Source organism: Alcanivorax sp. HI0083 (assembly GCF_001635175.1).
This window is the reverse complement of sequence record NZ_LWFX01001655.1, coordinates 1-2336: the sequence shown is the minus strand read 5'-3', so window position 1 is coordinate 2336 and position 2336 is coordinate 1. Positions and strand designations below refer to the sequence as shown.

Here is a 2336-nt window from a genome sequence, read left to right as displayed (position 1 = left end):
ACCAAGAACTCTGGGTTTACCTTTTTCAGATCAACCCTCATTCGCAATGTCTGCCCCGATATAACCCACCCACTTTCTCGTTTAGTGGTTAGAAAACAGCTCCCAACCCTCCCTACTCGACTGAAAACAATATCGCCCACCTTGAGTCTGTATCGATTAAGCCGCTCAGCATCTTCATGCGATATCTTTGGAATGTCTCTCTCATCTAATCCGTAGTCCTTAATATTTCTAATTAGGATTAGAGGAACCCCATCACTTTTGTAGTCGGACGCATGTAACTGGGCCCCAAAAGGCCCGGTCTGAACCGTATCCTTATGGTTATTTCCGAGCTCTAAAATTGTTGCCTCTTCCCACCCATGGGGCACAGCATTACTCATACCCCAGCTCCTGTAGATACCCCTTCATCACGCTCTCAGCATCCGCAACCTGGGCATCCAGCTCGCTCAGTGAGACACGATACTTGTCCCACCAGCGCTCCAACTGGGCAATGACTTTGGCATCCACTTCACCCGCGGCATCCCGAATGGCTTCCTTGCTGTCGATCTCCGGCTTGAAGTCGTAATACCCTTCACCCGCTGACGGCTCCTCATCCCGCCTCACAAACACCGCAGACACATCAAAGTCTTCCAGGATTTCTTCGCGGATATACTCGCTTTCCACTTCCCGCACCGGGATGCCGCCGTGGAGGATGGCGCGCACGTCGAAGATTTCCGGGGGCGGGCTGGTGTCGGCGTAGCGGCGAATGTTGAGGTTGAAGTCGTTTTCCTCAATCTCGGCCAGCGGCACCACTTTGGAATAGCGCTTGATCTCTTCGAAGTGCTCGAAGGTGTGGACGATCTTGGCGATATCCTGCTGGCGCAGCTTGTTCTGATTCTTGCCTTCCTCGTATTCCAGCTCACTGTTGATAAACAAAACCTTGCCACGGCGTGAGGCGGGCTTGGCCTTGTTGACGATCAGCAGGCAGGCGGGAATGCCGGTACCGTAGAACAGGGCGGCGGGCAGGCCGATGACGGCTTCCAGCAGGTCGTCATTGAGAATGCCCTGGCGGATGGCCTTTTCGCTGGAGCCCCGGAACAGCACGCCGTGGGGCATGACCACGCCCATCATGCCCTCAGCGTTGAGGCTGGCGATCATGTGCTGCACGAAGGCCAGGTCGCCGGCGTCCTTGGGCGGGGTGCCGTAGGGGAAGCGGCCATAGGCATCGCTGTCGGCTTCTTCCTTGCCCCACTTCTTCAGGCTGAAGGGGGGATTGGCGATCACCCGGTCGAAGGTCATCAGCGCCCCAGCTTCGGTGTGCTGCGGCTCACGCAGGGTGTCGCCCTTCTTGATGTCGGCGCTGTAGACCCCATGCAGGAACATGTTCATCTTGCAGATGGCCCAGGTGTTCAGGTTCATCTCCTGCCCGTAGAGGGACAGGTTGGTCTTGTTCTCGCCGTGGGTGGCCAGGTAGTTGCGGGTTTGCACCAGCATACCGCCGGAACCAGCAGTGGGATCGTAGATGCGCATGCCGGCGTGGGGCTTGAGCAGGGACACCAGCAACTGCACCACTTCCGAGGGGGTATAGAACTCACCACCCTTCTTGCCGGCGCTGTCGGCGAACATCTTGATCAGGTATTCGTAGGCGGTGCCGAGCAGGTCGGAGCGCTCGAAATCGGCGTTGCGCAGCCGGTGTTTACTGAAGTGGCTGAGCAAATCCTGCAGCTTTTTGTCGGTGAGCTTGTTCTTGATGTTGAAGTCGATGGACGCCAGCACGCCTTCCAGTGAGTGGTTTTTTTCTTCGATGGCCTCCATGGCCACGTTCAGGGTTTCCCCGATATTGTGCTTTTCGTTTTTCAAGGCATCCCAGCGGGCACTGGCCGGGATGTAGAAGGTCTTGTCGTACTCGTCCTCGTCGTCGGCCAGCGCTTCGGCTTGCTGCCGGGACTTGCCCTTGCCCAGGTAATACTTGACCACCTTTTCCTGGGCTTCCTCAAACGCATCAGAAAGGCGCTTGAGGAACAGCATGCCGAAAATGTAATCCTTGTACTCGGAGGCATCCATATTGCCGCGCAGGATATCGGCGGCTTCCCAGAGGAAGGATTCCAGTTGTTGCAGGGTGAGCTTTGGGGTCATTAGGTCTGTCTCGGTGTTGTCTTTGTCGCCCGGCGCCCGTTTGCGAGCACCGTGGCCGGTTATTCTTCGTTGAAGTAGTCGCTGTCGATCTGCTTCACGGCATAGGTTTCCTTGATTCCCACCCCCAAGTTGTACTGAATCATCAGCTTGGCCAGCTCCTGGCCGTCGATGAGTACGATCTTTTTCTCGATCAGCCCCACATATTCACGGGCGTCGGCACTGAA

The 2336-nt window shown here is 56.3% G+C and carries 1 protein-coding gene and 1 pseudogene; both read right to left on the bottom strand.

Annotation, left to right across the window (positions count from 1 at the left end; genetic code table 11):
• A pseudogene (locus tag A3754_RS28660) lies at positions 1-377 on the bottom strand (hypothetical protein); the annotation flags it as partial.
• Positions 370-2112 (bottom strand): type I restriction-modification system subunit M, encoded by a 1743-nt coding sequence (locus A3754_RS24340; protein WP_063521583.1) that lies wholly within the window; start codon positions 2110-2112, stop codon positions 370-372. The pseudogene A3754_RS28660 and the gene A3754_RS24340, both read right to left, overlap by 8 nt.
• Positions 2113-2336: the final 224 nt, after the last annotated feature.

Coding starts and splice junctions, on each gene's coding strand:
- A3754_RS24340 (WP_063521583.1), bottom strand. CDS start 2,112: ATGACCCCAAAGCTCACCCTGCAACAACTGGAATCCTTCCTCTGGGAA.